Source organism: Arsenicicoccus cauae, assembly GCF_009707125.1.
Taxonomy (GTDB): Bacteria; Actinomycetota; Actinomycetes; order Actinomycetales; family Dermatophilaceae; genus Arsenicicoccus; species Arsenicicoccus cauae.
This window is the reverse complement of sequence record NZ_WLVL01000021.1, coordinates 45,648-69,534: the sequence shown is the minus strand read 5'-3', so window position 1 is coordinate 69,534 and position 23,887 is coordinate 45,648. Positions and strand designations below refer to the sequence as shown.

The window sequence follows — 23,887 nt, the reverse complement described above, 5'->3', positions numbered from 1 at the left end:
GATGCCTCCTACCGCCGATGGCGGGTCGAGGACCACGGTGGCAGCGGGACGGCATACGACCAAGGCTCCGTCGGAGGCTGTGGACGACAGCGGCGGGAACGCGTCAACCTGTGGACGAGGCGGCGCCACAACGACGTCCGAGCCGCACGACCTCGCGCGGCTCCGCCGTCGCCGGCTCGACGGACACGGCCACCTCCCGACCACCGTCGAGGACCACCACCAGCTCGGTGGGGCCGGTCCACCTGGCCGAGGTCATGGTGCCTCCGGCGTACTCACCGTTGATGCAGGCGGCCGGCCACCAGCGCGCGGACAGCCCCCAGCCGCGGTGCCGCACGACCACCGTGGTCAGGGGTGAGACGAGGTCGCCGTCACTGACGATGTCGGCCTCGTAGGCCTCGACCCCGGCCTCAGCCGGCGCGGGGAGGACCAGCTCGTCACGACCGGGGTTGACCCCCACGCTGAGGACCACCCCGACCAGGCCGAAGGCCGTGGCGCCGAGCGCCGCAAGCAGGACGCGGACCACGAGCCGACGCTGCGGGTCGCGGGCGATCGACGACATCCCCCACGCCAGCAGCAGGTAGCCAGCCAGCCCCAGCACCACGGGGTGGTCGAGGAGCTCGTGGACCAGCAGGGAGCACGTGGGGTTGAGCCGCCCCCAGGCGGCCGCGAGCAGGGTCGCGGCACCCGCAGCGATCCACCACGGGGCGCGACGGTGCCCGTCACCCATCAGCCGTCGTCGTCCTTGCGCTCGCCCCGCCTGATGAGCGACCCCATGCCGGGCAGCCCCTGGGCCGCGTGCGCCAGATCGGTCACGGAGTCGAGGATCTCGTGGACGTCCGGGGCGATCCGGTCGATCTGCGCGAGCGCCTCCGGGAGGCGGTCGATCATGGCCACGAGGGACATGACCTCGTCGCGCTCGACGCTCGCCACCACCTCGGAGGCGATCGGCAGGGCCTTGTCCGCCAGCTGCGCGAGCGGCTCGACCAAGGGCTGCAGCCGAGGCAGGGACGCCTCCCCCACCGCCGTCAGGGCCTCGGCCCTGGCCACCAGCGCCGACGCCCGCGCCGACGTCTCGGCCGCGGCGTCGGCGACCTCATCGACGTGCGCTCGGGTGAGGGCGGCCTGCGCGAGCAGGTCCTCCGCCAGCTCCAGCAACGCCTCCCCCCGGCCCACCATGGCCTCGACGCGGTCGATCAGGTCGAGGGTGCGAGGCCACAGGTCCGCGGCATCGGTGACCCCGTCCTTGACGGTGACGGCGGCCGTGAGCAGGTCATGAGGTCCGAGGAGGCGCATGAGGCCATCATGCCCCGGTGCCACGTCGTGCAGGCGCGCCGTGAAGGGTTCGACCGGCCAGTAGGCTCGGCCCCGGCGACCTCGACGGCGAGGTCCAGGCCGAGGAGAGACCGCATGCCCACGACCCCCGCCAGCGGCGTCGAGCCCCGCAGCCGTAGCACCCGCCACCAGCGCGCGTGGTACTGGTACGACTGGGCGAACTCGGCCTACGTCACCACCACCGCGACCGTGCTGATGGGCCCCTACCTCACGACCGTCGCCAACCGCGCCGCCTGTCCGGGCCAGCCGGCCTCCCAGAGCTGCACCGCGCACCTGTCGGTGCTTGGCCTGCAGGTCTCCCCGGGCTCCCTGTATCCCTACGTCACCACCGTCACCACGGTGCTGTCGGCGCTGCTGCTGATCGTGGTCGGTGCCGTCGCGGACCGCGCGCCGCGCCCTCAGCGGCTCCTCGGATGGTTCGCGGGCGTGGGCGCCCTGGCGGCGAGCGCGATGGTCCTCGTGCAGGGAACGGCCTGGCAGCTCGGCGTCGTCCTGGTCATGATCGCCTCGCTGTGCCTCGGCGCCTCGATGGTCGTCTACGACGGGATCCTGTGCCGCATCGCGCCACCCGACGACCGCGACCGCGTGTCGTCGCGCGGGTGGGCGCTGGGCTACGTGGGCGGCGGGCTGCTGCTGGCCGCCAACTTCGCGCTGCTCAATCTCGGGCCCCGGGTGGGGATCGGCACGGAGACCGCCGTGCGGATCAGCCTGCTGAGCGCGGGCCTGTGGTTGGGGGCTGTTCACCGTCATACCGGTGGTCGGTCTGCGCGACCTGCCTCCCCGGGAGCTCGCCGAGGGCCTCCCTCCCGAGGCGGCGCCAGAGCGCGGGGCGGTGCGCGGGGCCTTCGCTCAGCTGCATGACACCTTCACCGAGCTGCGGGGCTATCCCCAGACGCTGCTGTTCCTGCTCGCCTACCTGTTCTTCAACGACGGCATCCAGACGGTCATCGGCTCGTCCAGCCTCTACGGCTCCCTGGAGCTCGGCATCTCCCAGAGCCAGGTGCTGCTGACCTTCCTCGTGGTCCAGCTGGTCGCCGTGGGCGGAGCCCTGCTCTTCGGCCGCGTGGCTGCCCGGTTCGGCGCCTGGCGCACCGTCCTCGGCGGGCTGGTGGTGTGGACCCTCGTCGTGGGGGTCGCCTACTTCGTGCCCGCCCGGGTGTTCGCGGCCTTCCTCGCGCTCGGGATCCTGATCGGCCTGGTGATGGGCGGGACGCAGGCACTCACCCGATCGCTCTACAGCCAGCTCGTGCCGCGCGGCCGTGAGTCGGAGTTCTTCAGCCTCTACCAGGCCATGGAGCGTGGGACCAGCTGGTTCGGGACGCTGATCTTCGGCGTCGTGCACCAGCTGACCCACTCCTACCGGCTGTCGATCGTGGCGCTGGTCGCGTTCTTCGTCGTCGGCGGCGTGCTCCTCGCGCGGGTCGACGTCCGGGAGGGGATCCGCGCGGCGGGCAACGAGGCGCCCTCCGTCGTCTAGGATGGAGTCTTTGGGCGCCGACCACCGCGCCCGGGAACATCCCCCGGTTCAGCCGACGTTGATGGGGGTATGCCGTGAGCCAGTCACAACGAGGCTCGCGGTGTCGACGAAAGGGGATCAGACATGGCCGAGCGTTCACTTCGCGGTTCGCGACTCGGGTCCTTCAGCATGGAGACCGATGACGGCGTCGTCCCCAGCGAGCGCCAGATCGTGTCCTACACCTGCCCGCAGGGGCACGTGACCGAGCTGCCCTTCTCCATCGAGGCCGAGGTGCCTGCGACGTGGGAGTGCCGCTGCGGCGAGCTGGGCCGGCTCCAGGGCGGCGACGCCCCCGAGGAGAAGCCCGCCAAGCCGGCGCGCACGCACTGGGACATGCTGCTCGAGCGCCGTTCCGTCAAGGAGCTGGAGGAGCTCCTCGAGGAGCGCCTCACCCTGCTGCGTCAGTCACGTGGGGAGAAGCCGCGCCCCAAGCGCAGCGCCTGAGCAGCGTCGGACGTCGAAACGACGAGACGACGAGACGACGAGGCCCGCTTCCCCTCATGGGGGACGCGGGCCTCGTCGCGTCGCCGCCCCCCCTCACGATGATCGGGAGGGTTTCGTCCAACCGTCCTGGACCCCGCACTGACGATGCTGAGGGGTGGGGCTCAGAGGATCTCGCCCTCGATGACGTTGTCGTCCTTGTCACCTCGACGGGGAGGCTGCTGCTGCCACGTCCGGCCCCCTGGTGCAGGCCCCGGTTGCCGGTCCGGCGGCGGCATACCGGCTCCCCACAGCACGACCCCTGGACCGCTCGCCAGGAGCTGTCGGGTGATGACCGTCGTCAGCAGCCGGCGGGCCAGCGGGCGGGTGAACGGCAGGACGAAGAAGAAGCCCACGACGTCCGTCAGGAACCCCGGCGCCAGCAGCAGCGTGCCGCCGACGAGCACCAGCGCGGCGTCGGACAGCTCGCCCGCCGGCATGCGTCCGCCGGTGAGTGCACGCTGCAGGGCCGTCCACGCGGCGCGCCCCTCACGCTTGACGAGGTAGGCGCCGAGCGCGGACTCCACCAGCAGCAGCGCGATGGTGGGCCAACCCCCGATCACCTTGCCGACCCCGATGATGACGGCGATCTCGGCGACGGGGACGACCAGGAGCAGGACGAACGCGATCCACGTCCAGCGCGGGCGCCGTCGCGTCGGGGTGCTCACAGGGACTCCCACCGCTCGACCTGGCGGGCGGCGAGCCGCTCGCGGACCTGCGCCCGCCGGTAGGTCAGGCCCCACCGGGTGATCCGCAGCATGGACTCGCGGACGATGTCCCCGCTCATCTTGGAGTCTCCGATCTCGCGCTCCACGAAGGTGATCGGCACCTCCCGGATGGTCAGCCCCGCGTGCACGGTCCGCCAGGTGAGGTCGGTCTGGAAGCAGTAGCCGAGGGACTCGACGTCCTGCAGGCCGATGCTGCGCAGGGTCGTGGCGCGATAGGCCCGGAACCCGGCCGTCGCGTCACGGACGGGCATGCCGAGCAGGAGGCGGATGTAGAGGTTGCCGCCGAGGCTGAGCGCCTTGCGGTGCAGCGGCCAGTTGACGATGCCGCCGCCCGGGACCCACCGGGAGCCGATGACGAGGTCCACGGCCGGGTCGGCCAGCGCCGCCAGCATGGCGGGGAGCGTCTCCGGGGGGTGCGAGCCGTCGGCGTCGATCTCGACGAGCACGTCATAGCCCTCGTCGAGACCCCGCGCGAAGCCAGCCAGGTAGGCCGCCCCGAGGCCCTCCTTGCCGGGCCGGTGCAGGACCCGCACCTGCGGGTCGGCGGCGGCCAGCGCGTCGGCCACCGCACCCGTGCCGTCCGGCGAGCTGTCGTCGAGGACGAGCAGGTCGGCCTCGGGCACGGCGCGGCGCAGGCGTTCGACGACGAGCGGGAGGTTGTCCCGCTCGTTGTAGGTCGGGATCAGGACCAGGGTGCGCATGTCGTAGTCAACCGTCCGTGGGGTCCGATGGTTCCGTCAGCCTAGTGCCGCTCCCCCGCGTCGGCCGTTGCCGCCGACCCCACCGTCCCCGCCGTCCCCGCCGTCCCCGACGAGGGCGGAGCGCGAGGCCCAGTGCGAGCAGCCCCACCCCCACCCACACCGGCAGGTCCCCGATCCGCGCCGCCGGGGTGAGCTCGGAGCGCAGGGGCAGGGCGGCGTCGAGGGCGGCCGCGGTGAACAGCCCGGTCCGGTCGTGCGCGACCCCGTCGGGGGTGATCATCGCGGAGGCCCCGACCGTCGAGACGTGCACCACCGAGCGGCCGAGCTCGACGGCGCGCACGCGCGAGATGGCCAGCTGCTGGTAGGACTCGTCGGTATAGCCGAAGGTGGCGTTGTTGGTCTGCACGGCGAGGAGCTGGCCTCCGTGGTGCACGGCGTCGCGCATGAGGTCGTCGTAGGCCACCTCGAAGCAGATCCCCAGCCCGACCCGCACCGACCCGGCTCGGGTGGGCACGTCCATCACCCCCACCGTGTCCCCCGCGGTGAAGTCGTGGGTGAGCAGGTCGACCTTGTCGCTGAAGTGTCGGAAGAAGGAGCGGTAGGGAATGTACTCCGCGAACGGCACGGGGTGTCGCTTGGCGTAGGCCGCGACCGGGCCATGCTGGGCGTCCCACAGCAGGGTGGTGTTCTTGATGCGTGCCTGGTCGTCGGTGCGCAGGGTGCCGACCAGGACGGGGGCCTGGGCGGTCCTGGCGGCGTAGGTGATGGCCTGCCCGGCGTCGGCGTTGCGGACGGGGTCGATGTCGGAGGCGTTCTCCGGCCAGACGACCAGGTCGGGACGCGGGACGCCGGAGGCCGCGCGCGAGCGGACGGCCTCGACGGTGACGCCGACGTGGTTGTCGAGCACCTGGCGCCGCTCGGCGTTGAAGTCCAGGCCGGCCCGAGGCACGTTGCCCTGCACGGCCAGCACGTCGACCGTGCGGCCATCGGTCGGCACGGGCAGCAGGGCCGGGCCCCACAGGAGGGCGGCGGCCCCGAGGAGGGAGCCGAGGGACAGGGCCGTATGCCGAAGAGCCGTCGGCCGTGAGCGCCGGGCGGATCGGGCGCCGGCGGCATGGCGGACGGCCACTGCGAGGAGGCCGCCGACGAGCGCTACCGCGGCGGTGAGCCCGGGCGTCCCGACATACCGCACCAGGGGCAGGATCGGGGCGTCGGCCATCGCGAAGGCGACCTTGATCCAGGGGAAGCCGCCGAACGGGGTGGTGGCGCGCAGCCACTCCCCCACGGTCCAGGCGGCGGCGACGACCACGGGGTAGGGCAGGCGAGCCGGCAGCGGTCCAGGCAGCCGTCCGCCTCGGGGGCTCGTACGGGTGGGAGACAGCAGCCCGCAGAGGGCGCCGGTGATCCCGACGTAGAGCGCCTGCAGCACGGACAGCGCGACCCAGGGCAGGTCGCCGACGTAGATGCCCGACCAGTGCAGGGCGGGCAGGTAGGCCGCGAGGCCGGTCACCAGGCCCAGGAGGAAGCCACGTCGGACGCCGGCTCCGTGCGCCGCCACGGCGAGCAGGCCGATCCCGAGGGGCGCGAGCCACCACAGGTCGTGGTCCGGCCAGGACAGCCACAGGGCCAGGCCGGCGCCGATCGCGAGCGGCAGGGCCAGGAGGAGTCGACGCACGGCGTCACCCTAGCCGTACGGCCGGGTAGCCCCGTGTGTGCGGGAGGGGGGCGAGACACAGGACGAGGCACAGCACGACCCGCAGGCCGTTGGGGCCGACGCGGACCCGACCGGATGCCGGGTCCGCGCCGTTATCTACTAGGCGTGCGGGTCGTGCTGCTGTCCGAGGTGCGGTGATCGCTGAGCGGCGCCGCCGAGCACGGACGATGATCTGAATTCACCCGATCGGGCGCTCCCCAGGGAGTAATCACCACCGTCCACGACGGGGGACCCGAATCGGACCCCACTCCAGTGGTCGGACAACCTCCGTCAACCTAGAGCCTCACCCACAGTCGCTGTCAAACACCCTCTGACCTGCGACGATGGGGAGAACCGCTGGTCAGGGGCCTGAGCCTGCGTCGAAAAAAGTCGGGTGACTACGGCGTGTCGCCAGGATGCCCACGATGATCGCGTCTTCGGCCGAACGAGTGGACCAGATGACGGTGCGCCATCTAAGCTTGGGCGAGGGTGATCGCGTCTGTCAGACGTCGCGACGCTCCGGCACCACGACCACTCCGCGAGCCGTCGTGGCGATCACGGGCGGGTCAAGCAGCTCGGCGGCCGACGCCCCTCGGTCCGGCATGCCCCGGGCGACGACGCGGACCGCGAAGTCCATCTCGCGGGACCGCGAGCCCACCCGCACCAGGGTGCAGGTGATCTCGAGGCAGTCCCCCGCCCGCACGGGCGCGCAGAACTGCACGTCGCTGTAGGACGCGAAGAGGCCCTCGTCGCCGTCGGTGCGGATGCACATCTCGGTCGCGACGTCGCCGAACGCAGCCAGCGAGTAGGCGCCGTCGACGAGGTTGCCCGCGTAGTGCGCGTGGCTGTAGGGGACGTAGCGCCGGTGGACGACGGTGGCGCCGACCTCGGGCGGAGACGACGGCAGGGTCGGGGTGGCTGGGATGGTCATCGGGCTGGCTCCTCGGCGGTGCTGGGGTCGGCGGTGCTGGGGTCGGCGGTGCGGCGGTGGGAGATGGCGTGGACGAGGTATGACGCCACCTCGCCGGGCGTCGTCCCCTTGCCGAAGACCCGGTCCACGCCGAGCTCGGCGGCGGCGGACTCGTCGAACCGGGGTCCCCCGACGACGAGCAGCGGTGCGGTGCCTGCGGGATAGGCCTCGCGGAAGGCCGCCGACATCTCCTGGGTGTTGGTGATGTGGGCGTCCCGCTGGGTGACGACCTGGGACACGAGGACCGCGTCGGCCTGCTCGGCGCGGGCCCGCTCGACGAGCTCGGGCACGAGGACCTGGGCGCCGAGGTTGACCACGGTGATCTCGGAGTAGTACTCCAGCCCCTTCTCGCCCGCGAAGCCCTTGATGTTGAGGATCGCGTCGATGCCGACCGTGTGGGCGTCGGTGCCGATGCAGGCGCCGACCACGACGAGCGGGCGGCGCAGCTGTCGCTTGATGGCGGCGTTGACGTCCTTGGCCGGCAGGAGCGGGTAGTCGCGCTCGACCACGTGCACGTCCCGCAGGTCCACCAGGTGGGTGACCGAGCCGTAGACGACGAAGAAGGTGAAGTCCGGGCCGATCGCCCGGGCGTGCACCAGCAGGGCGGGCTTGATCCCCATCTTGTCGGCGAGCTGCAGCGCCGCGCCCTCGGCGCGCTTGTCGTGCGGCACCGGCAGCGTGAAGGACACCTGGATCATGCCGTCGCCGGTGGTGTCGCCATACGGCCTGATGATCTCGCTCATCGCGTCGCACCCTCCTCGAGCAGGGTCATGGCGGGGTTGTCGTAGTCCGGGCCCTTGCGGATGACGCCGTCCAGACCCTTGCCGGCGTCGGCGGGCCGCTTCATGAGGCCGAAGGTCCCGTCGGCGATGGCGTCCAGCAGGGTGTCGTCGACGATCCGGTCGAGCAGGTCCACGGCCTCGGAGAGCACCTGGCGGGCCCTGGTCTGGACGAAGCCGTCGGGCGGCGGCCGGAAGTCCTCGCGCAGGCCGCGCCCGGCCTCGAGGGCGTAGCGGACGTTCTGCAGGGCCAGGTCGCGGTCGGACAGGAACGGCGTGACGACCGCCTCGGTCATCATCCCGACCAAGAGGATCCCCTGGTCGGTGAGGCCCCCGACGAGGTTGAAGAAGCCGTCGAGCAGGTAGCCGCGGAAGACGTCACCGGTCATGTGCTTGGTGGGGGGCATCCACTTGAGCGGCGCCCGGGGGAACAGGTCGCGGGCCAGCATGGCGTGCGCCAGCTCCATGCGGAACGAGTCGGGCAGGTCCGGGTTGATCTCGAAGGCGTGGCCGAGGCCGAGCTGCCAGTCCTCGAGCCCGGCCTCCTTGGCGAAGTACTCGTTGAGCAGCTGGCTGACCGTCACCGTGTGCGCCGCCTCGACGGCGTCCGCGGTCGTCAGGTAGTTGTCCTCGCCGGTGTTGATGATGATGCCGGCGCGGGCGTGGACCTGCCGGGAGAAGCGCTGGTCGACGAAGGTGCGGATGGGGTTGATGTCGCGGAAGAGGATGCCGTACATCGAGTCGTTGAGCATCATGTCCAGCCGCTCGAGGCCCGCCAGCGTGGCGATCTCCGGCATGCACAGCCCGGAGGCGTAGTTGGTGAGCCGGACGTAGCGGCCCAGCTCCTTGCTGGTCTCGTCGAGGGCGGCCCGCATCAGGCGGAAGTTCTCCTGCGTCGCGTAGGTCCCGGCGTAGCCCTCGCGGGTTGCGCCCTCCGGGACGTAGTCCAGCAGCGACTGGCCGGTCGAGCGGATGACGGCGATGACGTCCGCGCCCCCGCGGGCCGCGGCCTGGGCCTGCGGCATGTCCTCGTAGATGTCGCCGGTCGCCACGATGAGGTAGACCCACGGGCGGGCGGGGGCGTCGCCGACCTTGGCGATCAGGCGCTCCCGGGCTGCGCGCTGGCGGTCGATGCGCGTCATCCCCTGGGTGACGGCACGTCTCGCGAGGCGCTGGGCGGCAGTGCGGTCCTTGCCCTCCGGCACACGGAAGGTCACGGCGCCCGCAGCGGCCTTCTGCGCCAGGGTGAGCAGGTCGGGGGCCTCGCCGCGCGCCAGGGCGTCGTGCACCGGCGTGGTGACCCCGCCCTCGAGCCCGACCTGGTCGCGCACGCCCGCCACCAGGTGGTTGACCCACGGGACGCGCTCGTGGTCGGCGCCGGCCAGCCCCGCGAGGCGCAGCGTGGCGCGCTCGACCGAGACCGTGGTGTGCTCCTGCGCCAGGCGGACGACCGGGCGTCCCGCCCGGCGGGCGAGGCTCCTCGCGCGACGTACGACCTGCGGGTCCAGGTCGAGGTGGGCGCGGGCACCCGGCGCGGGTGTGCGGGTCATGGCAGAGCTCCTTCGCTCTCGTGGATCGTGCGTCCGCCGACGACCGTCAGCAGGGCTCGGGGGGTGGGGGCCTCCGGGCGCAGCCGCGGCAGGCCGGGGGTCTCGAGCTGGGAGTGCGGGCCCTCGCCGAGCTCGCCCGGCGGCACCTCCCACACCACGAAGTCGGCCGGGAGCCCGACGCCGAGGTAGCCGCGGGTGTCGTGGCCGGAGGCGTGCCAGCCGCCCACCGTGTGGGCGCGGAAGGCCTCTCCCACAGAGACCCGCTCCTCCTCGAACCGATGCCAGCGGGCGGAGCGCAGGGTCTGCCACGGGTCGAGGTCCAGCCACGGCGAGGTGCTGGCGAGTGCGGTGAGCAGGCCGTCGACGCCGAGCGAGCCGAAGCGCATCATCTCGCGCGCCCGGACGGTGCCGAGGGCCCGCGTGAAGTCCCCCTCCGGCCCTCCCCAACGGCTGTCCACCTGGGGGACGCGCACCACGACCACCCCGAGGTCGATCAGCGTGCCCAGCACGCGCGGGTCCGCCAGGGCCAGGGTCATGGTGCGGTGGCGCAGCGAGCGGAAGCGGTCCAGCCCCACGGTCCGCACCGCGGTGCGCATGCCGTCGATCATGGCGTCGGCCGCCCGGTCCCCCATCGCGACGAGGCTGGTGCGGATCCCGGCGAGCGATGCGGCGACGAGGTGCTCGGCGATCGTCTCGGCGGGCATCGGGTCGGGGCCGACCTGGCCCGGCAGGTCGATGTAGGTCTCGTGCAGGGCCGCCTGGTGGCTGTTGACCGGCCCGTCGACCTGCAGCATGAAGCCGTGCAGGTCGTGCTCCCGCAGGAGCACGGCGGGGTCCTCGTCGGGGCGGCAGACGTGCCGCAGGTAGCGCTGCACGATCGGGCCCGGCAGCTGCGGGCGCGTCGTCGTGAAGCCGTCCAGGAGCCGCGGGCTGGAGATGTGGTCGTGCAAGCAGCCGATGCCGTGGGCCGCCGCGGCCGACAGGGCGCCGTCGAGGATCGCCTGCTGCTGGGCGGGCGTCCGCTGCGCCACGACCCCCGTGAGGAGCGCGCCGAGGCCCGGCCTGCGCGTCATGTCGGCCAGGCTGCGGGTGTCCACCCCCACCTGCGCGGCGCCGGCGGTGAACGCCGGGGAGCAGACGCAGGCCCCCTTGTCCGCCCGCAGGATGACGGCCGGTCGTCCCTCCACGGCGCGAGCCAGCTCCTCGGGCGTCGGCGGGCGCTGCTCGGGCCAGCGTCCCTCGTCGTAGCCGAAGCCCGTCACCGGGCCCTGCGACGTGCGTGCGGCGGCCGCCAGCCGGTCCAGCGCCTCGGTCAGCGAGCGCGCCCCCGTCAGCTGGGTCAGCGAGCGCCACTCGGCGCTCTCGGCCACGAAGTGGATCGGGTCGACGAACGGCGTCGTCACCAGGCACCCGTGCAGGTCCACCACCCGGTGGGCCTCGTCCACCTGGCCGTCGGCGTCGGCCTCGCCGCCGACCCAGAGCACCCGCGTATCGTCCACCAGCATGGCTGTGGGGAAGCCGCGGGTGGGGACGTAGACGTGGCCGTTGCGGTAGAGGGTGCGTCGTCGCATGGCGTCAGTGTGCCCGGGGCGCCAGACGCCCCTCGAACAACGCGCGCACCGACGGGTCGGACCTCAGCAGGTCGAGCGCCAGGGCCGCGTGCCCCGGGGTGTAGCCGTTGCCCACGAGCATGCGCACGTCGGCCGCCAGGCCCTCGGCGCCGAGCGCGGCGGCGCTGAAGCTGGTGGCCATGGAGAAGTAGACGATCGTCCCGCCGTCGCGGGTCACGAGGATGGACGGGTGCTCGCAGCCCGGCACGTCCACGCACACGACCGTGACGTCGGCCGGGCCGTGGGCGGTCTCGACGGCATCGAGGAGCCCGAGGGGGTCTCGCGCGTCGGCCAGGACGACGTCGTCAGCGAGCGTCGTGCCCGACAGCAGGTCCGCCTCCACCTGGACGGGGACGACCGCGGTGAGGTGGGCTGCTCCGGCCCGGCGTGCGGCGGCGAGCGACAGGGAGCCCGACTTGCCCGCGCCGCCGAGGACGAGCACGTCCGGCGCCGCCCCCGTGCGCGACCGGTGCTCCCGCACCACGCGGTCCACGAGCGCGGGGGCGCCGCAGACGTCCATGACCATGAGCGCGAGCTCGGGGTCGAGGTCGTCGGGCAGGACCGCGGCGATCGAGCGGCCGAAGAGGATGGCGTGGCCCTCGGCCGGGATCCGCTCGTCCTCGCCGTCCCAGCGGGCGAGCCCGTCGGTGATCCGCAGCGGCGTCAGGGACAGGCTCACCAGGGTGGCCACGCGGTCCCCCGGCCGCAGCCCGAGCGGGCTCTCTGGGCCGACCTCGTCCACCGTGCCGATCAGCATGCCGCCGGACCCCGTGACGGGATTCTGCATCTTGCCGCGCTCGCCGACGATGTCGAGCACCGCCTGGCGCAGGGCGCTCCCGGCATACGACCCCCGGAGCTGGCGATAGCTCGCGGCGTCGAGGTTGAGGGTCTCCACGCACACGCGGACCTCGTCGGGCCAGATCTCGGGCCGGTCGTCGAGCCGCCGGGCGGCCTGCGGCAGTGCGGGTCGCTCGCCGGGGCCGAGGATCACCCGGTGCAGGCCGAATGGCGAGGCGCCGGTCGCAGGGGGCGTGGCGGCAGCTGCGCGGGGACGCGTGACGTGCGCATTGTGCATACCGATTCTCCACTCTGAGATGGGTGATGGTGCAAAACCTGTTGACCATACTGTTGCAGGCCGCAAACTCTCCGCTACCGTAGGGGTCATGAGTGCGATGGAGCAACCATACGTCTACCGTCGGCGCGAGCTCGTGGAGCCCGACTGGAGGCGGCTGCCGGGCTGGCGCGACGTGACCGACAAGGAGTGGGCGAGCGCCCAGTGGCAGCGCACCCGGTGCGTCAAGAACGTCCGGCAGCTGCGTGAGCTCATGGGCGACCTGCTCACCGAGGAGGTCTACGCCGACCTCGAGCGCGACCAGGCCGAGCGGGCCACCATGTCGATGCTGGTGCCGCCGCAGATGCTCAACACCATGGTCCCGGCCGTCGACGCCCCCATGCCGGCGGCGGGAGCGGAGTTCAGCGCCGCGTTCCTCGCAGACCCGGTCCGCCGCTACATGCTCCCGGTGTACTCCGACCGGCGCACGGACTGGGCGAGCCACCCCCACGCCTCGCGGGACTCCCTGCACGAGGCCGACATGTGGGTGGCGGAGGGCCTCACCCACCGCTACCCCACCAAGGTGCTCGCCGAGCTGCTGCCCACCTGCCCGCAGTACTGCGGCCACTGCACGCGCATGGACCTCGTCGGCAACTCCACGGCGCAGGTCACCAAGCTCAAGCTCGCCGGCAAGCCCGTCGACCGGCTCGACGCGATGATCGACTACCTCAAGGGGTCCCCGCAGGTCCGCGACGTCGTGGTCTCGGGCGGCGACGTCGCCAACATGCCGTGGAAGAACCTCGAGTCCTTCCTCATGCGCCTGCTGGAGATCGACAACATCCGCGACATCCGCCTCGCCACCAAGGCGCTCATGGGCCTGCCCCAGCACTGGTCGGCGCCCGACGTGGTCGAGGGCCTCGGACGGGTGTCGTGGACCGCCGCCTGCCGCGGCGTCGGGCTCGCCGTCCACACGCACATCAACAACGCCCAGTCCCTCACGCCCTCGGTGGCCCACGCCACCCGGCTGATGCACGAGGCCGGGGTGCGGTCGATCCGCAACCAGGGCGTGCTGATGCGCGGCATCAACGACTCGCCCGAGGCCCTGCTCGACCTGTGCTTCACGATGCGCGACGAGGCGGCGATCAACCCCTACTACTTCTACATGTGCGACATGATCCCGTTCAGCGAGCACTGGCGGCTGTCGCTCGCCGAGGCCCAGCAGCTGCAGCACGCGATCATGGGATACCTGCCCGGCTTCGCGACGCCGCGCATCGTCTGCGACGTGCCGTTCGTCGGCAAGCGGTGGGTGCACCAGGTCGAGGAGTACGACCGCGAGCGCGGGATCTCCTTGTGGCGCAAGAACTACCGCACGTCGATCGAGGGCGAGGAGGTCGACGTCACCAGCACGGACTACGCCTACTACGACCCGATCTACACCCTCCCCGAGAGCGGGCAGCGCTGGTGGCGCGAGCAGCGCGACGAGGGTGCCGTGGCCGCTGCGCACGCCGCGGAGCTCGCTGCCGCGGCGGCCTCGCGCACCGCCTCCTTGGTCTGAGCGCCCCTCCCGCTGTCCCCGCCCACCCCTACCCCTGTAGGTAGTGAAGTAGTCGCCGGGCTTGGCCACCTGCGAGTCGTGGGCGAGGTAGATCCAGCCGCCCTCGAAGAAGTGCTTCCCTTCTGGGTGCCGGTGGGGTGCGGCATGGTTCCTCCTGTGGCGTCGTCGGCACGGACTGCGCTGCGGCAGAGGCGGTCTGGCCGCGTGCTCCAGACCACTGCCGCCCTTGTCCGAGGGGCCTCGCCCCGGTCATCTGCCCAAGGTTTGACCCAGGGAGCGATTGACACCTGATGCCTATCAATGAGGCGTGAACGGGTATTTGTGTAGATCAATCGGGCCGCCCTACCGTGGCGAGGGAGCGAACGCACTGCCCTCACCGACGAGGAGGTCACCGATGGAGCTGCGGCACCTGCGCTACGTCGTCGCCGTGGCCGAGCAACGTCACTTCGGCCGCGCCGCGCGCTCGCTGCACATCTCCCAGCCGCCGCTGTCCCAGGCCGTCCGCCAGCTCGAGGACGAGCTCCAGGTCGAGCTGTTCGAGCGGACCACCCGCACCGTCGCGCTGACGCCGGCCGGCGAGGTCTTCGTGGCCGACGCCCGGCGCATCCTCGCGGCGCTGGACGACACCGTGGAGCGCACCCGCCGCATCGCCCGCGGCCAGGTAGGGGTCCTGCGGATCGCGCTGACCGGGTCGGCGACCTACGGCTACCTCCCCCGCATGGCTGCCCTGGTCAAGGCCCGTATGCCGGGGGTCGGCCTGCAGATCCAGACCGACCGCCTCACGCCGCAGCAGGTGCACGACCTCGACGCGGGTCGCATCGACGTCGGTGTCCTGCGCCTGCCCGTCCGCGACGACCGCCTGACCACTCGCCTGGTCGCCCGCGAGCCCCTCGTGCTCGCTCTGCCGTCGGGCCACCGCCTCGTCGACGACCCGGAGGTCACCGTCCACGCCCTGGTCGAGGAGTCCTTCGTCGTCCTGGCGCCGAGCGCACGCTCCGTGGTGACCGACGCCGTGGTCCGCACCTGCCTGGACGCCGGCTTCTACCCCACCATCGAGCACGAGGTCACCGAGATGTCGACCCTGCTGTCCCTCGTGGCCGGCGGCCTCGGCATCGCCCTGGTCCCGGCCTCGACCCGCGCCTCCGGCCTGGAGGGCGTGACCTTTGCCGACCTGCCCGGCACCGCGACCGTCGACCTGGCGCTCGCGTGGCGCGCCGACCAGCCCAACCCCCTGGTGGAGGCCTTCGTGCAGACCCTCGAGGAGCACGACCTCCTGCAGGCCGACCCCGATCGGAAGGCCCCCCGATGACCGCCCTCCCAGCCACTGCGTCCACTGCGCCCGGCGCCAACCTCACCATCACCGAGGTCGAGACCATTCCCTTCGCCATCCCCTACCGCAAGCCCCTGGCCTTTGCCAGCGGGTCGGTGAGCGTCGCCGAGCACGTGCTCGTCCGGGTGCGCACCGCGGGCGGCCTCGTGGGCGTGGCCGAGGCTCCGTCTCGTCCGTTCACGTATGGCGAGACCCAGGCCTCGATCGTCGCCGTCATCTCCCAGATCTTTGCCCCGGCCGTCGTCGGGACCGACGCGCTGCACCGCGAGCGGATCCACGCCCGGCTGCGCCGGACCGTCGGCAACCCCACGGCCAAGGCCGCCCTGGACATGGCCCTGTGGGACGTCGTGGGCCAGGCCTTCGGGCGCCCGGTCACCGAGCTGCTCGGCGGCTACGCCGACCGCATGCGGGTGAGTCACATGCTGGGCTTCGCCGACCCGGCGGCCATGGTCGACGAGGCCGAGCGCATGCGCTCGACGTACGGCATCACGACCTTCAAGGTCAAGGTCGGGCGTCGCCCCTTCCGCCTGGACGTCGACGTGTGCCGGGCCCTGCGCCAGCACTTCGGCGACGCGGTGGAGCTCTACGTCGACGGCAACCGCGGATGGACCCCGTCCGAGGCCGCCCGCGCCCTGGACGCGATGTCCGACCTCGACCTCACCCTGGCCGAGGAGCTGTGCCCCGCCGACGACGTGCTCGGTCGCCGCTGGCTGGCGTCCCGCACCACCATCCCCACCGTCGCCGACGAGAGCGCCACCACCCCCGGAGAGGTGACGCGCGAGCTGCTCGGCGGCTCCGCGAACGCCATCAGCATCAAGACCGCCCGTACCGGCTTCACCGACTCCCGCCGCGTCCTGCACCAGTGCCAGGGCCTCGGGGTCGAGGTCGTGATCGGCAACCAGATCGACGGGCAGCTGGGCACCGCGTGCGCGGTCGCCTTCGGCTCGGCCTACGACGCGACGACCCGCCGCGCGGGCGAGCTGTCCAACTTCCTCGACATGAGCGACGACCTGCTCGCCGAGCCCCTGCAGATCCACGACGGCACCCTCGCCGTCAGCGGCCGCCCCGGCATCGGGGTCACCGTCGACGAGGACAAGCTCCAGCACTACCGCGTCGACCTCTGACGGCGGGGCGCCATACGGCCTCTGACCGCACGGCACCACCGCCCCACCGCCACCCGCCAGCACGACCCGCACCGCACACCACAGACCGGTGGCACCGATGCCACCCCAAGGAGAGATCATGAGCACCGACACCACCCAGCCCACCCCGACCACGCTCCAGGCGCGCGCCGCCGACTCCGGCGCCAACGCCACCGCCGCCTTCCGCAAGAAGCAGCGCACCCTCGAGGTGCCGCAGGAGCGCGTCGACGCGATCGCCACCGAGGCCATCGAGGCCCTCCACGAGGTCATCCGCAAGCACCGCCTCACCTACGAGGAGTACGACGTCCTCAAGTCCTGGCTGATCCAGGTCGGCGAGGACGGCGAGTGGCCGCTCCTTCTCGACGTGTGGTTCGAGCACGTCGTCGAGGACGTCAACACCGATCACCGCCAGGGCAACAAGGGCTCCATCGAGGGTCCGTACTACGTCCCGGACTCCCCGGAGCAGGGCTCGCACGGCACCATCCCGATGCGCGACGACGAGCCCGGCGAGGCCCTGACCTTCCAAGGTCAGGTGCGCACCACCGACGGCTCCGCCCTCCCCCACGCCAAGGTCGAGCTGTGGCACGCGGACGCGGGCGGCTACTACAGCCAGTATGCTCCCGGCCTGCCCGAGTGGAACCTCCGAGGCACCTTCACCACCGACGACGAGGGCCGCTTCGAGATCCACTCGATCATCCCCGCTCCCTACCAGATCCCCACCGACGGCGCCTGCGGCAAGCTGATCGCCGCCGCGGGCTGGCACGCCTGGCGCCCCGCCCACATGCACCTCAAGGTCTCGGCGCCCGACCACGAGCTGCTCACCGCGCAGCTCTACTTCCCCGGCGACCCCCACAACGAGGACGACATCGCCACGTCCGTCAAGCCCGAGCTCATGCTCGACCCCAGGCCGGCCGCCGACGGCCAGGGCAAGGTCGTGGACTACGACTTCGTGATCGACCCCGTCCGCGCCTGAGCCAGCCTCGACCCTGCCACCACCCACCACCTGCACCAAGGAGCACACCATGCTGTACGCCGTGAAGATGGACGTCGCGATCCCCCACGACCTGGATCCGGCCGAGCGGGACGCCACCCTCGCCCGCGAGAAGGCGTACTCCCAGGACCTGCAGCGCGGTGGTGAGTGGCGGCACATCTGGCGGTGTGCTGGCCAGTACTCCAACATCTCGGTCTTCGACGTCGAGAGCAACGAGCGGCTCCACGAGATCCTGTGGAACCTCCCGCTGTTCGCGTACATGACGGTCGAGGTCACGCCGCTGGCCACGCACCCCTCCGACATCCACACCTACCGTGGGTAAGGGCATCAGCCGGGGTTCGTTCGCCAGGCTCATGATCCCGCCCCCGGCGGGTTTTCGGGCCGTATGCCGCCCGCCCGTCGCCTGCCGCCCCGTGAGGCAGCGGGCGGCTGCGGCATACAGTGAGGCCATGGCCAGCAAGCACGCCTCATCCGGCACCCCCGCGACCATCGCGCTGGACCGGGCGGATGTGCCCTATGAGGTGCGGGCCTACCAGCACGACCCGGCGGCGCCGTCGTTCGGGCTGGAGGCGGCCGAGGCCCTGGGCGTCGACCCGGCCCGCGTCCTCAAGACCCTGCTCGTCGACACGGGCTCCGGTCTCGCCGTGGGCATCGTCCCCGTCGACCGACGGCTCGACCTCAAGGCCATCGCCCACGCGCTCGGCGTCAAGCGCGCGACGATGGCGGATCCGGCTGCAGCAGAACGCAGCTCGGGCTACGTGGTGGGTGGGATCAGCCCCATCGGTCAGAGGCGGGCACTGCCCACGGTGCTCGACGACTCCGCCGCCGCGCACGCGACGGTGCTGGTCAGCGGTGGACGGCGCGGCGTCGACCTCGAGCTGGCGCCGTCCGACCTCGTGGCGGTGACCGCTGCCGTCACGGCGCCGATCGCTCGCTGACGCCGTCGGCCTCGACCGAGCCTGCCCCCGCTCCCGCGGGAGCAGCCGCCGCGGGATCGGCCGCAGCGCGGACCGGCATACGGCCTGCACTCGCCGACCGCCCCTCCCAGGAGGTCGACAGGACCACCGTGGTGCGCGTCGACACGTTGCCGCGGGAGCGCACGAGCGCGATCAGCTCCTCCAGCTCGTGCGGCGTCGCGACGCGCACCTTGAGCAGGTAGGACATGTCGCCCGCCACCGAGTGGCACGCCTCGATGGCCGGGACGTCGCGCAGACGGTCGGGGATGTCGTCCGGCTCGGTCGGGTCGAGCGGCGCGATGGAGATGTAGGCCGCGAGCGGCAGCCCCGCCGCGTCCGGGTCGATCGTCGCGCGGTAGCCGGTGATGACCCCGCGTTCCTCCAGCCGCCGCACCCGCTGGTGGATGGCCGACGTGGATAGGCCGGTCGCCTTGCCGAGGTCGGTGTAGGACATGCGGCCGTCCCGCGACAGGTGCGCGACGATCTGCTGGTCGACAGTCTCCATCCCGCAACACTAGCTGCCGCACACGGTCCCGGCCGGAGGGGAGCGCCACCGAGTCCGCCGCCATCCGGCAGACTGGGCCCATGACGCCGCCTCCCTACTCTGCGAGCTCTCGTCTCATGCTGCTCGACGCGGCGTCGCTGTACTACCGGGCCTTCTACGGCGTCCCGGATCGCCGCAAGACCCCGGACTCGCCGCCGTCCAACGCCGTGCGGGGCTTCCTGGACATGGTGGCGACGCTGGTCACGACCCATGCCCCCACTCACCTCGCCGCGTGCTGGGACGAGGACTGGCGTCCGGCCTTCCGCGTGGCGGCGATCCCGACCTACAAGACCCACCGCCTCGCTGCCGGGTCCGCGGACTCCGAGGCCACCCCCGAGGCCTTGGTCCCGCAGGTGCCTGTCATCATTGATTCCCTGGCGGCGATAGGGATCTCGCGAGTCGGCGCGGCGGGCTACGAGGCGGATGACGTCATCGGGACACTGGTCCACCGGCACCGTCGCCAGCTTCCCATCGACGTCGTCACCGGCGACCGAGACCTCTTCCAGCTCGTCGACGACGAGTCGGGGGTGCGCGTGGTCTACACCGCGCGTGGCGGCGTGCGGGACGCCGACGTGATCGACCAGGCCTATCTCGCCGCCAAGCACGGGGTGGCGACCGGCGCCGCCTATGCCGACATGGCGGTGCTGCGCGGCGACACCAGCGACGGTCTCCCGGGCGTGCAGGGCATCGGCGACAAGACGGCCGCGGCCCTGATCCAGCAGTATGGCGACCTGCCCGCACTCCGAGCCGCCGTCGACGGTGGCGACCCCGCCATCAGGGGAGCCCGCCGGGCCCGGCTCGAGGAGGCGTCGGCCTACCTCGACGTGGCGCCGCGCGTCGTGCGGGTCGCCCACGACGCGCCACTGCCGGGGGTCACGCTGGACTCGTTGCGGCTGCCGACCGAGGTGGCGGACGTGCGGCTGATGTCGGCGGTGGCGGACGAGCTGGGCGTGGCGTCGAGCTTCACCCGGGTGCTGTCGGCCCTGCACATCATCTGACCCCGCGATCCGTCAGGGTGCGCTGAGCTCGCCAGCGGTGGGCCACGGGTTCGGGGTGCAGCCAGCCAGGCCCTTGCTCTGCTGCATCATGACCGGTGCGACCTGCCCCTTGCCGCCGCACTGCCGGTGACCGTGGCCGAGGAAGTGCCCCACCTCGTGGTTGACGAGATACGCGCGGTAGGCCGCGACGTCCGTGAAGGACGGCGTCTGCAGGGTCCAGCGGTCGGAGTTGAGGATCACGTCGTCGCCGTGACGGCAGCTCCACAGGCCCAACGTCTGCAGGGGCAGACACATGCGGTTGGTCGTCGGGGGCGACGCGACATGGATCGTGAACTCGGCCTGATGGGCGTCCGGCACGAGCTCGAACGATGCCCCCCGGTAGCCGATCCACCCGCGAGGGTCGTTGAGGACTCCGGCGATCTCGCGTGACGCCGCCGCCGCGTCGATGCCGGTGCCCCGCTCGACCTTGACGGCATACCGGTGGACGGTGGGGGTCTGCCGCGCGGGCTTGACCGCGGTCGGGGCCGCCGTCCAGGTGCCGTCGCCCGTGGTTCCCGAGCGTCGTATGCCGCCGCCCTCGGCCTGCCGGGGTCCCGACCTGGTGGCGCCGCTCGGCGAGGCGGTGGTCGGTGAGGATCGGGTGGCGGCAGGTGTGCTCGTTGCGCCGGACGTGGACGCGGCGGTGGTGGTGGCCGGCGTGCCCGGGGTGCCGGCGCTCGGGGTGGTGATGCTGGGCGCGGCGGATCCGGCGGGCTTGGCGGTGCAGCTGCGGATGAGCAGGCTGAGCGCGAGCACGACCACGAGGCCGAGAACCGCGAGGACGACCCTGCCACGCGGGGTGAGGCGGAGCGCCGGCCGGCGGGGCGCGGGCGTCTTCGGGGCTGTCACGTGCTCAGGCTAGGCAGGTCCGGTGGGCCTGGGTCTGTGCCACGCCGCGGACGAAGCCCGGCTGATGCTCCTACCCCCGGCGGGATCATCGACCTGGCGGACGAAGCCCGGTCGATGCTCCTACCCCCGGCGGGCTCATCGACCTGGGGGACGAAGGCCGGTCGATGCCCTTACCCCCGGTAGGTCAGTCGAGGCGGTCGGCGGCGACGACGCCGCGCATCACCAGGTCGATCGCCGCTCGGGCCGTGGCGGCCAGGGCGGGTTGGGGGGCGCACGTCGCGACCTGGCCGAGCAGGTCCACCACCTGCTTGCACCGCCGCACGAAGTCGCCCGCCGCCATGTCGGAGTCGCGCAGGCACACCTCGAGTGCCTGGCCCGAGGCCCAGCGGTGGACGGACCAGAGCATGCCGCCGTCCGGCTGGCCGGTCTCGGGCAGGTGCGCGGCGGCCTCTCGGTCGGCGATCGTGGCCCACAGCCGCACCATCTGCTGGTAGGCCTCGGCGACGTCGGCGCCCGGGGTGCGCGGGTTGGGGTCGCTCTCGTCGCGCCGCGGCTCGTAGACCAGGGCGGAGACGACCGCGGCCAGCGAGGGCCCGTCGAGCCGCTGCCAGACACCGTGGGCGAGGCACTCGGCGGCCAGGAGGTCCTTCTCGGAGTAGAGGCGTCGCAGCATCTGACCGCTCGGGGTGACCGCCTCCCCGGCGGCGTCGAGGTAGCCGAGCTCGGACAGCAGGTCGCAGATCTGGTCGAACTGCCGGGCCACGGAGTTGGTGCGGCCGGAGACCTTGCGCCGCAGCCCGTGCGTCTCACGCTCGAGCCGGTGGTAGCGCTCGGCCCAGCGGGCGTGGTCCTCGCGCTCGGGGCACTGGTGGCAGGGGTGGGCCTTCATCCGCTGCCGCAGCGAGGCGACCGCCTGCTCCCCAGCGGATGCCGAGCCGCTCTCGTCGCCTGCCGACCGCTTCCCCCTGCCGCGCGGCGGCGGCTCGTAGGGCACCTTGGCCCGCACCGTCGAGGCGAGGTCCTTGCGCATCTTGGTGTTGCGGGCGTTGAAGTTGCGGGGCAGCTGCAGGGTAGTGACGGGACGCACGGGCGCGTCGACGTCGTGGACCGTCAGTCGTCGCGCCCGCCCGTCGGCGTTGATCACGAGCGGCGTCGGCGGGTTGTTGCGGCCCGCGGTGTTGGCGTTGACGACGATCGCCATGCCGGTGTGACGGCCCTCGCGCAGCGAGATGACGTCGCCGGGCTGCAGGTCCCCCAGCGACTGCTCGATCTCGGCGCGCCGCGACGAGGACCCCTCGCGGGCCATGGACTTCTCGAGCTGGCGGATCTGCTCGCGCAGCGCGGAGTACTCCTCGAAGTCCCCGAGGTGGCAGGTCATCGCCTCGCGGTAGCCGTCGAGGGCCTCCTCGTTGCGGCGCACCTGCGTGGCGAGTCCGACGACGGCGCGGTCGGCCTGGAACTGCGCGAACGACGTCTCGAGGATGTCGCGGGCCTCGGCGCGCCCGACCCGCTCCACCAGGTTGACCGCCATGTTGTACGTCGGGCGGAAGGACGAGTTGAGCGGGTACGTGCGGGTCGACGCCAGGCCGCCCACGGCCAGCGGGTCGATGCCGCGCGACCAGACGACCACCGCGTGCCCCTCGACGTCGATGCCGCGGCGTCCGGCGCGCCCCGTGAGCTGGGTGTACTCCGCCGGGGAGAGCTCGACGTGCGCGTCGCCGTTGAACTTCACGAGCTTCTCGAGCACCACGGTGCGGGCGGGCATGTTGATGCCGAGCGCGAGCGTCTCGGTGGCGAAGACGGCACGGATCCGCCCGGCGGTGAACAGCTCCTCCACGATCTCGCGGAAGGTCGGGAGCATCCCCGCGTGGTGCGCGGCGTACCCCCGGCCGAGCGCCTCCACGAAGTCGTGGTAGCCCAAGATCCCGAGGTCCTCGTCGGCGACCCCGGCGATGCGCTCCTCGACGGTGCGGCGGATGCGCCGTCCCTCCTCGGGCGGCACGAGCCGGACGTCCTGCGCGAGCAGCTGGGCCACCGCGCCCTCGCACCCGGCTCGGCTGAAGATGAAGGTGATCGCGGGCAGCAGCCCGTCGCGGTCGAGCCGCGCGATGACCTCGGCCCGCGAGGCCGCGCCGCCGGGACGGCTGCCCCGCGCACCCGCGCCCGCGCCGCCACCCATCCCCTCGCCGCCGCCACCCGACGGGCCGTGCGGCCCACCCCCGCGGGGTCGGCCCGAGTCGGCGCCCCCGCGACCGCGCCCGCGACCGCGCGAGCCCCAGGGGTCGTTGGCCCGGCTGGTGCTGCGCATCCCTCGCCCGGCGGCGTAGGACGCGCGCTCCAGGGACTGCAACCGCTGCACGAGGTCGGGGTTGACCTTGACGATCTCGTCGGTGATCCGGTTGTGGGAGTCGCGGTCCTTGCCGAGGATGGCGCCGCCGTCGTCGACGAACAGGTCGAACAGCTCGCGTCCGACCATCATGTGCTGCCACAGCGGCACCGGTCGGTGCTCGGACACGACGACGGCGGTGTCGCCGCGGACGGTCCCCAGCCAGGCACCGAACTCCTCGGCGTTGGACACGGTCGCCGACAGCGAGATCACCTGCACCGGCTGGGGCAGGTGGATGATGACCTCCTCCCACACGGCGCCGCGGAACCGGTCGGCGAGGTAGTGGACCTCGTCCATGACGACGACGCCGAGGTCGTGCAGCGAGGTGCTCCCGGCATACAGCATGTTGCGCAGGACCTCGGTGGTCATGACGACCACGGGGGCCTCGCCGTTGACGGACGAGTCGCCCGTGAGCAGGCCGACCCGGTCGGCGCCGTGACGGGCGACGAGGTCGTGGTACTTCTGGTTGGATAGCGCCTTGATGGGAGTGGTGTAGAAGGCCTTGCGTCCCGTGGCCAGCGCCAGGTGGACGCCGAACTCTCCCACGATCGTCTTGCCGGCGCCGGTGGGCGCGGCCACGAGCACCCCGTGACCGTCCTCGACGGCGGCGCAGGCCTCGAGCTGGAACGCGTCGAGCTCGAACGGGAAGCTCGCGGTGAAGGTGTCCAGATGTGGGTGCTGCGCCAT

The 23,887-nt window shown here is 72.4% G+C and carries 23 protein-coding genes; 10 read left to right on the top strand and 13 right to left on the bottom strand.

What is annotated here, in order from left to right; genetic code table 11:
* Positions 1 to 103: 103 nt before the first annotated feature.
* Both GGG17_RS05915 and GGG17_RS05910 read right to left on the bottom strand, forming a co-directional pair.
* On the bottom strand, positions 104 to 727 hold the full coding sequence (locus GGG17_RS05915) for a hypothetical protein (RefSeq protein WP_154592839.1): 624 nt from the start codon (positions 725 to 727) through the stop codon (positions 104 to 106).
* A complete protein-coding gene (locus tag GGG17_RS05910; RefSeq protein ID WP_154592838.1) occupies positions 727 to 1,293 on the bottom strand; it encodes a hypothetical protein in 567 nt (188 codons plus the stop codon). The genes GGG17_RS05915 and GGG17_RS05910 overlap by 1 nt, the downstream gene beginning before the upstream one ends.
* Positions 1,294 to 1,407: 114 nt before the next feature.
* On the opposite strand from GGG17_RS05910, the gene GGG17_RS17095 reads away from it, so the two are divergent.
* The 3 genes from GGG17_RS17095 to GGG17_RS05900 all read left to right on the top strand — a co-directional run bounded on the left by GGG17_RS17095 (position 1,408) and on the right by GGG17_RS05900 (position 3,292).
* Positions 1,408 to 2,193, top strand: a complete 786-nt coding sequence (locus GGG17_RS17095) for an MFS transporter (protein ID WP_311966455.1) — start codon at positions 1,408 to 1,410, stop codon at positions 2,191 to 2,193.
* Complete coding sequence (locus GGG17_RS17090) at positions 2,087 to 2,809, top strand: MFS transporter (protein ID WP_311966454.1); 723 nt, start codon at positions 2,087 to 2,089, stop codon at positions 2,807 to 2,809. The genes GGG17_RS17095 and GGG17_RS17090 overlap by 107 nt, the downstream gene beginning before the upstream one ends.
* A 123-nt stretch (positions 2,810 to 2,932) precedes the next feature.
* Positions 2,933 to 3,292 carry an RNA polymerase-binding protein RbpA gene (locus GGG17_RS05900; RefSeq protein ID WP_154592837.1) on the top strand — a complete coding sequence of 120 codons (360 nt, stop codon included), beginning with the start codon at positions 2,933 to 2,935 and terminating at the stop codon, positions 3,290 to 3,292.
* Positions 3,293 to 3,453: 161 nt separating this feature from the next.
* Here GGG17_RS05900 and GGG17_RS05895 read toward each other — a convergent pair whose 3' ends face one another.
* The 8 genes from GGG17_RS05895 to kdd form a co-directional block, all read right to left on the bottom strand.
* Complete coding sequence (locus GGG17_RS05895; RefSeq protein ID WP_288797981.1) at positions 3,454 to 3,996, bottom strand: FxsA family protein; 543 nt, start codon at positions 3,994 to 3,996, stop codon at positions 3,454 to 3,456.
* On the bottom strand, positions 3,993 to 4,757 hold the full coding sequence (locus GGG17_RS05890) for a polyprenol monophosphomannose synthase (protein ID WP_154592836.1): 765 nt from the start codon (positions 4,755 to 4,757) through the stop codon (positions 3,993 to 3,995). The genes GGG17_RS05895 and GGG17_RS05890 overlap by 4 nt, the downstream gene beginning before the upstream one ends.
* Positions 4,758 to 4,764: 7 nt before the next feature.
* Positions 4,765 to 6,432: an apolipoprotein N-acyltransferase gene (gene lnt, locus GGG17_RS05885; RefSeq protein WP_289032812.1), complete on the bottom strand. Its 1,668-nt coding sequence runs from the start codon at positions 6,430 to 6,432 to the stop codon at positions 4,765 to 4,767.
* 520 nt (positions 6,433 to 6,952) lie between these two features.
* A complete protein-coding gene (gene kal, locus GGG17_RS05880; RefSeq protein WP_154592835.1) occupies positions 6,953 to 7,381 on the bottom strand; it encodes a 3-aminobutyryl-CoA ammonia lyase in 429 nt (142 codons plus the stop codon).
* Positions 7,378 to 8,163 (bottom strand): lysine 5,6-aminomutase subunit beta, encoded by a 786-nt coding sequence (gene kamE, locus GGG17_RS05875; RefSeq protein WP_154592834.1) that lies wholly within the window; start codon positions 8,161 to 8,163, stop codon positions 7,378 to 7,380. The genes kal and kamE overlap by 4 nt, the downstream gene beginning before the upstream one ends.
* A complete protein-coding gene (kamD, locus tag GGG17_RS05870; RefSeq protein WP_154592833.1) occupies positions 8,160 to 9,749 on the bottom strand; it encodes a lysine 5,6-aminomutase subunit alpha in 1,590 nt (529 codons plus the stop codon). Before kamD ends, kamE begins: the two co-directional genes overlap by 4 nt.
* Complete coding sequence (locus tag GGG17_RS05865; RefSeq protein ID WP_154592832.1) at positions 9,746 to 11,320, bottom strand: amidohydrolase; 1,575 nt, start codon at positions 11,318 to 11,320, stop codon at positions 9,746 to 9,748. Before GGG17_RS05865 ends, kamD begins: the two co-directional genes overlap by 4 nt.
* A gap of 4 nt (positions 11,321 to 11,324) precedes the next feature.
* Complete coding sequence (kdd, locus tag GGG17_RS05860; protein ID WP_154592831.1) at positions 11,325 to 12,434, bottom strand: L-erythro-3,5-diaminohexanoate dehydrogenase; 1,110 nt, start codon at positions 12,432 to 12,434, stop codon at positions 11,325 to 11,327.
* Between the two features lie 88 nt (positions 12,435 to 12,522).
* Here kdd and GGG17_RS05855 point away from each other — a divergent pair, with 88 nt between their 5' ends.
* The 6 genes from GGG17_RS05855 to ybaK all read left to right on the top strand — a co-directional run bounded on the left by GGG17_RS05855 (position 12,523) and on the right by ybaK (position 18,366).
* On the top strand, positions 12,523 to 13,965 hold the full coding sequence (locus tag GGG17_RS05855; RefSeq protein ID WP_154592830.1) for a KamA family radical SAM protein: 1,443 nt from the start codon (positions 12,523 to 12,525) through the stop codon (positions 13,963 to 13,965).
* Between the two features lie 394 nt (positions 13,966 to 14,359).
* Entirely contained in the window at positions 14,360 to 15,274 is a 915-nt protein-coding gene (locus tag GGG17_RS05850; RefSeq protein ID WP_154592829.1) for a LysR substrate-binding domain-containing protein, read from the top strand.
* Positions 15,271 to 16,419, top strand: a complete 1,149-nt coding sequence (locus tag GGG17_RS05845; protein WP_154592828.1) for a mandelate racemase/muconate lactonizing enzyme family protein — start codon at positions 15,271 to 15,273, stop codon at positions 16,417 to 16,419. Before GGG17_RS05850 ends, GGG17_RS05845 begins: the two co-directional genes overlap by 4 nt.
* Positions 16,420 to 16,537: 118 nt before the next feature.
* Positions 16,538 to 17,410 carry a catechol 1,2-dioxygenase gene (catA, locus tag GGG17_RS05840; RefSeq protein ID WP_154592827.1) on the top strand — a complete coding sequence of 291 codons (873 nt, stop codon included), beginning with the start codon at positions 16,538 to 16,540 and terminating at the stop codon, positions 17,408 to 17,410.
* A gap of 49 nt (positions 17,411 to 17,459) precedes the next feature.
* Complete coding sequence (gene catC, locus GGG17_RS05835) at positions 17,460 to 17,750, top strand: muconolactone Delta-isomerase (RefSeq protein WP_154592826.1); 291 nt, start codon at positions 17,460 to 17,462, stop codon at positions 17,748 to 17,750.
* 127 nt (positions 17,751 to 17,877) lie between these two features.
* Positions 17,878 to 18,366, top strand: coding sequence for a Cys-tRNA(Pro) deacylase (gene ybaK / locus GGG17_RS05830; RefSeq protein ID WP_154592825.1), 489 nt, complete (start codon positions 17,878 to 17,880; stop codon positions 18,364 to 18,366).
* Here ybaK and GGG17_RS05825 read toward each other — a convergent pair.
* Positions 18,344 to 18,889 carry an Lrp/AsnC family transcriptional regulator gene (locus tag GGG17_RS05825; protein ID WP_154592824.1) on the bottom strand — a complete coding sequence of 182 codons (546 nt, stop codon included), beginning with the start codon at positions 18,887 to 18,889 and terminating at the stop codon, positions 18,344 to 18,346. The genes ybaK and GGG17_RS05825 overlap by 23 nt on opposite strands.
* 80 nt (positions 18,890 to 18,969) lie before the next feature.
* On the opposite strand from GGG17_RS05825, the gene GGG17_RS05820 reads away from it, so the two are divergent.
* Positions 18,970 to 19,926, top strand: a complete 957-nt coding sequence (locus GGG17_RS05820) for a 5'-3' exonuclease (protein ID WP_230082733.1) — start codon at positions 18,970 to 18,972, stop codon at positions 19,924 to 19,926.
* A gap of 12 nt (positions 19,927 to 19,938) precedes the next feature.
* Here GGG17_RS05820 and GGG17_RS05815 read toward each other — a convergent pair whose 3' ends face one another.
* Together GGG17_RS05815 and GGG17_RS05810 are read right to left on the bottom strand one after the other, a co-directional pair.
* A complete protein-coding gene (locus tag GGG17_RS05815) occupies positions 19,939 to 20,814 on the bottom strand; it encodes a DUF3152 domain-containing protein (protein ID WP_154592823.1) in 876 nt (291 codons plus the stop codon).
* A gap of 184 nt (positions 20,815 to 20,998) precedes the next feature.
* Positions 20,999 to 23,887 (bottom strand): DEAD/DEAH box helicase, encoded by a 2,889-nt coding sequence (locus GGG17_RS05810; RefSeq protein ID WP_195849127.1) that lies wholly within the window; start codon positions 23,885 to 23,887, stop codon positions 20,999 to 21,001.